Origin of the sequence: Proteus sp. PR00208, assembly GCF_016238545.1 — a bacterium.
Lineage (GTDB): Bacteria > Pseudomonadota > Gammaproteobacteria > Enterobacterales > Enterobacteriaceae > Proteus.
Map to the genome: position 1 here is coordinate 1 of NZ_JAEHQE010000040.1, position 5,534 is coordinate 5,534.

Here is a 5,534-nt window from a genome sequence, read left to right on the forward strand (position 1 = left end):
CTATATTTTCTGCTCTAAGATTTCCAGAGTGGGGTTTATAAATATCAGGATTTGTTTTATTTAATATATTCTGACATTCTTTAATATACTTTGAATAATTTTCTTGTAATATTTCTTCTCTTTTTCCTTTATCAAAAGGAACAGTAGTATTACCGATGGAATTTATATTTTTTGTTAAACCAAATTTTTTATTTATTTTATTATCAATCGTATCTATAGATGAAGATAAAATTGGTTGTATTTCTGAAATTTTCATTTTAATACCTATCAATTAAAAATTATTATAGACAGTCTATTCCTTTTATTTTTTTATGTTTATAAAAATCAAACACAAGTAATTAGTTAATCAATTTCAATAAAAAACACTATATTATTAAAATTTAAAAACAGAAATAAAAAAAGATATCAACAAGTGATATCTTTTTTTAGTTTACTGATTTATATTCCGCTGGAATTTAAAAATAATTTATTTGTTAATCATTCTTTTAAATCGTTATACACCGTTGCTCTTGAAACACCGAGGTATTGTGCAGTAATTTCCATTGCTTTACGCAGCGAAAGATAACCTTCATCTTGTAAACAGAGTAACAACTCGCGCCTTTGGTGTGGTTTTAATGCTCTTGGTGTGACTGAATAAGTCGCAGAAAACTCATCAATACGTTTTTTCAGCGAATCTTCCGTCACTGAACTAAAGGTTTCAATAATGTCATTACCTTCTTCAAGGGTTGCAAATTGGTTAAGTACCATTTGTAATCCTTTGATCATTGAAATATCAATATTTAAACATAACGCTGCAACATAATTGCCCTGTTTGTCTTTAATACCGATAGACGTACTTTTTGCCGTTCTTCCATCCGGAAATTGATTGGGGTAATTCGCCACAATCTGAGGGAAATCTGACGATTCAATACGTGCCATTCCTAGCTCAGTTGCTCTATCCCCTACTTTTCTACCTGATAGATTATTTTCAATGACCATAATGGTATTTTCACTATCGGTTAGATCATGAAGTACAACTTCACAAAAAGGCGATAATGTTTTACCAATGCCTTGTGCAATAAATTGTAGTTGTTCTACCAGCCACTCTTGGTCTTCTGTTTTATGTGACATAACGATCCCTGCAATAGCTAAAACGTAAATGATTTATACAATTTTAACTGATTTATTCAAATAATTAATCGTTATCTGCAGGATAATCAGATTTTGCCTGATTTAGAATAGCTTTTGCCATCCATTGAGTCATATCAATGACCTGCTGATCATCCATTTTCCAGATATCTTTCATTACCAAAAAGACTTCAGACCCATAAATTAAAGAGAAAGATTTAATCACCTTATCCCACATTTCTTCAGGATAGTGTGCTTTTAACGGTTCAATAACTTTGAGTAAAATCTCTTTACGATGACCGCGAATAAATCGTTTTTCTGCATATTCACTTGATTGCCTCTCTTTTGCCCACTGCTGTAATGAGACTTGTAATGCACCACGCAGTGCACCTTCATGTTTAAACATTTGAGGATAGGCAAGATTGAGCAATTCAGTAATGCGCTGTTGCGTATTATCTTCAGGAGTGGGGTTCCATGCAATGATCGGTGCTAAACTTGCATCAACAGTGGCACTAATTAAATCACTTTGTGTTGGAAAATAACGATATGCGGTTGCTCTCGAAACACCTGCATGTGCCGCTAATTCCGACACTGTCGGTAACATTCCTTGCTCAAAAAGTCCCAATGCTGTTGTCACCAATAATTGATGGGTTCTTTTTCGTGTACCGGACATAGCATCCGTTTCGTCATTGTCACTCATAGAAAATCCTTCGTTATTTCCACACTTTATGTGTCTAATTTATTTTAAGTCAAATACTCACAACACTTAACGTTTACTTTAGGTGATTAATCACACCTTATCGACCTCTAGAGTATAAAAATAAAAATAATGAGACAAGAGTCTCAAAACGATGTTATGATAAATGAAACTCGAGTCTCATTATGGTTATAATCTATTCGTCGATAATCATAAAAGGTAAGGGAAGGCTTATGAAACAGTATTCTGGCTCTATTTATATTGCCACAACGCTTGATACTAAAAGTGCTGAGATTTTTTATGTCAGTGATTTAATTAAAAAAGCAGGCCTTCCTGTTAAAACCGTCGATTTGACAACTAAACCCACGACACTCGCCAAAGAAGCTGATGTCACCGCAGCAGAAATCGCAAGTTTTCACCCTAATGGTAAAGACGCGGTTTTCTGTGGCGATAGAGGTAAAGCCATAGAAGCGATGTCTATCGCATTTGAACACTATTTAACTCACCAAGATGATGTCTTAGCCATTCTTGGACTAGGCGGATCGGGGGGAACGGCACTGATTACACCAGCAATGCAATCTTTGCCAATTGGTGTACCTAAATTGATGGTATCAACGATGGCGTCTGGCGATATTTCAGGCTATATCGGTGCAAGTGATATCTCAATGATGTACTCCGTCACAGATGTATCCGGCTTAAATCGCATTTCTCGCAAAGTCCTAAGAAATGCGGCGAACCAAATAGCTGGCGCTGTTTATTTTTACCAAGAAGAACATGTTGTTGATAAACCGGCTGTCGCATTAACGATGTTTGGTGTAACTACGCCTTGTGTACAACAACTTACACAAAAACTTGAAAATAATTATGACTGCCTTGTTTTTCACGCAACAGGAAGTGGCGGTAAAGCCATGGAAAAACTGGCAGACAGTCACCTACTTCATAGCGTGCTCGATCTTACAACAACAGAAGTGTGTGATTACTTGTTTGACGGTGTACTTGCTTGTGATGAAGACCGTTTTGGTGCAATCGCCCGAACCAAAACCCCTTATATAGGTTCTTGTGGCGCATTAGATATGGTGAACTTTGGTCGCCCATCGAGTGTTCCTGAGAAATATAAAGGGCGTCAATTTTATCATCACAATGCGCAAGTCACCTTGATGCGTACAACACCAGAGGAAAACCGTCAATTAGGTATCTGGATCGCTGAGAAACTCAATCAGTGTGAAGGTCCATTGCGGTTTGTATTACCACAGGGCGGTTTTTCAGCTCTGGATATTGAAGGAGCCTCTTTCTGGGATCCTCAAGCAAACCAAGCTTTTTTTGATGCATTTATAACAACATTTAAAGAGACAGAGACTCGTCAGTTAGTCATCAGTCCTTATCACATAAACTCTGCTGAGTTTACTCAGCAAATTTATGATTTACACCAGGAACTTATTTGTTAACCACGGAGAAAGAAGAATGACTCATTCACGTGAAACGTTACTAAAAAAATTCAATGAAATGATTGCACGCCATGAGCCAATTATTGGCGGTGGTGCGGGTACAGGGCTTTCAGCTAAGTGTGAAGAAGCAGGTGGTATTGACCTTATCGTTATTTATAACTCTGGTCGTTATCGTATGGCTGGCCGTGGCTCTTTAGCGGGTTTATTAGCTTATGGTAACGCCAATGAAATCGTTATGGATATGGCAAAAGAAGTATTACCTGTTGTTAAACATACACCTGTACTTGCTGGCGTTAATGGTACAGATCCTTTCTGTAACTTTGATAAATTCTTAGATGAAGTTAAAGCAACAGGCTTTGCTGGCGTACAGAATTTCCCAACGGTAGGTCTGATTGATGGTAATTTCCGCGCTAATTTAGAAGAAACAGGTATGGGTTATGGTCTTGAAGTGGATATGATCCGCAAGGCTCATGAAAAAGGTTTATTAACCACACCTTATGTCTTTAGTCGTGAAGATGCGATTGCAATGGCTGAAGCTGGCGCAGATATTATTGTACCTCATATGGGATTAACAACTGGCGGCAATATTGGGGCTGAAACGGCATTAACCTTAGCGGATTGCGTACCATTAATTAATGATTGGGCAAAAGCGGCAAAAGCAGTGCGTGCTGATGTGATTGTGCTTTGTCATGGTGGTCCAATTGCAACACCAGAAGATGCACAATATATCCTCGATAACTGCCCTGATTGCCACGGCTTCTATGGTGCAAGTTCAATGGAACGCTTACCAACAGAAGTGGCATTAACCGCAACAACCAAAGAATTTAAAAGTATTAAACGCTAATTCAAAATCATCAAGTTTGCCTAAGCGTTAATCTATATTGCCCACGTTATGTGGGCAATATTTTATGCAGATACTCTTAATCGATTAGACGAGTTTTGCAATTAATGTATTTAAATCCCCAGCTAAGAAATCAACTGGTGGAATTTCAATAACCGTATAAGCACCTGCACGTTGTTTCATACTTGCTCTTGCAGCAGACACCATAAATTGAGACGTCAATGCAGGGTTGTTAATACGCATTGAATATTCAAATAATTGATTATGTGTTTTACCCGAAACCCCTTTATGAGACATTTGCACACCATGTCCCACATCTTTTAAACTATCAACACAATCGACTTGCTTAATATGAGTTTCATCAGAAGAGAAATAGCTATCTGCTTTAATGGCTTGCTCTACTTGATTAAAATCTACTCCAGCTTCTAATTCCACGTAAACCATACGACGATGAACGCCAGTTCCTAATGGAATAGTCATTGAAAGTGCATCTTTTACACCATCAATTGCTTTAGCCGCTACGCTATGCCCCATGCTCATACCAGGCCCAAAATTAGTATAAGTGATCCCTTTTGGTGCCATAGCTAACATTAGCGTACGAATAATAGAATCAGAACCCGGATCCCAACCTGCTGAAATAACAGCGACACGGTCATGTTTTTTTGCAACTTCATCTAACTCTGTTTTTAATGCCACAATTTCACTGTGAACATCAAAACTATCTACTGTATTAATGCCTAAGCTTAAAATAGATTTAGCTAATTCTTTAATTGCACGAGTCGGTGAACATAAGAGAGCAACATCAACATTACCTAATGTTTTAATATCGTTAGTCACGGTAATATTTTGCAGTTCTTCTGGAACATTATTGATATCACGACGAACAACACCCATTAATTCAAAATCTTGAGCAGCTTGAACCGCTTCTAATGCAAATCGACCAATATTGCCATAACCGACAATCGCCACTTTTATTTTAGTATTCATTCATTCCCCTGACTTTAACGTTAATCATCTCTTAATGATAATAGTGATTAGTTATCAATGAATAAACCATATAAACATCTTTTTTGCCAGATAAACATTATTTGCACTATTACCTTATAAATAAACCTTGTAGAATCTCTTATCTTCCTACGCGTTATATTAATAATATCGATTTCACTCTGTTTTTAAGAAGGTTTTCAATGCATCAGTCTGATGTAGCGGATCGCTCGCTTTTTTCCCTTAGTTGGCCAATATTTATAGATATTTTCCTACATCTAGCCACACTATTAATTAATACTTACATGGTAAGCCACGTTTCTACGGCTTACTTAGCTGCTATGGGCGTCGGTAACCAAGTCTTTGATCTTTTTATCACTATTTTTAGCTTTATTAGTGTGGGATGTAGCGTTGTTATTGCCCAATACTTAGGCGCGGGTAAAAAAGAAAAAGCCAGCCA

The 5,534-nt window shown here is 37.1% G+C and carries 7 protein-coding genes; 3 read left to right on the forward strand and 4 right to left on the reverse strand.

Translation table 11 applies throughout. The features are described 5' to 3' along the window. The 3 genes from JEP36_RS17415 to JEP36_RS17425 form a co-directional block, all read right to left on the reverse strand. Nucleotides 1–256 (reverse strand): hypothetical protein (locus JEP36_RS17415; RefSeq protein WP_198630546.1); only part of this gene is annotated, 256 nt, incomplete at its 3' end. A 221-nt stretch (nt 257–477) separates the two neighbouring features. Further along, complete coding sequence (locus tag JEP36_RS17420; protein WP_006535016.1) at nt 478–1,110, reverse strand: helix-turn-helix transcriptional regulator; 633 nt, start codon at nt 1,108–1,110, stop codon at nt 478–480. A 64-nt stretch (nt 1,111–1,174) separates the two neighbouring features. After that, nucleotides 1,175–1,807, reverse strand: coding sequence for a TetR/AcrR family transcriptional regulator (locus JEP36_RS17425; protein WP_109371635.1), 633 nt, complete (start codon nt 1,805–1,807; stop codon nt 1,175–1,177). A 230-nt stretch (nt 1,808–2,037) separates the two neighbouring features. Here JEP36_RS17425 and JEP36_RS17430 point away from each other — a divergent pair, with 230 nt between their 5' ends. Together JEP36_RS17430 and JEP36_RS17435 are read left to right on the forward strand one after the other, a co-directional pair. Continuing rightward, nucleotides 2,038–3,249: a Tm-1-like ATP-binding domain-containing protein gene (locus tag JEP36_RS17430; protein WP_198630547.1), complete on the forward strand. Its 1,212-nt coding sequence runs from the start codon at nt 2,038–2,040 to the stop codon at nt 3,247–3,249. 16 nt (nt 3,250–3,265) lie between these two features. Beyond that, complete coding sequence (locus JEP36_RS17435; protein WP_198619381.1) at nt 3,266–4,093, forward strand: phosphoenolpyruvate hydrolase family protein; 828 nt, start codon at nt 3,266–3,268, stop codon at nt 4,091–4,093. A gap of 84 nt (nt 4,094–4,177) precedes the next feature. Here JEP36_RS17435 and JEP36_RS17440 read toward each other — a convergent pair whose 3' ends face one another. Next, the gene (locus tag JEP36_RS17440) at nt 4,178–5,077 is read right to left on the reverse strand and encodes a diaminopimelate dehydrogenase (RefSeq protein ID WP_198619380.1); all 900 of its coding nucleotides are present in this window, start codon (nt 5,075–5,077) and stop codon (nt 4,178–4,180) included. A gap of 200 nt (nt 5,078–5,277) precedes the next feature. On the opposite strand from JEP36_RS17440, the gene JEP36_RS17445 reads away from it, so the two are divergent. Further along, nucleotides 5,278–5,534, forward strand: a 257-nt coding sequence (locus JEP36_RS17445; protein ID WP_269812710.1) for an MATE family efflux transporter, incomplete at its 3' end; no start/stop codon positions are given.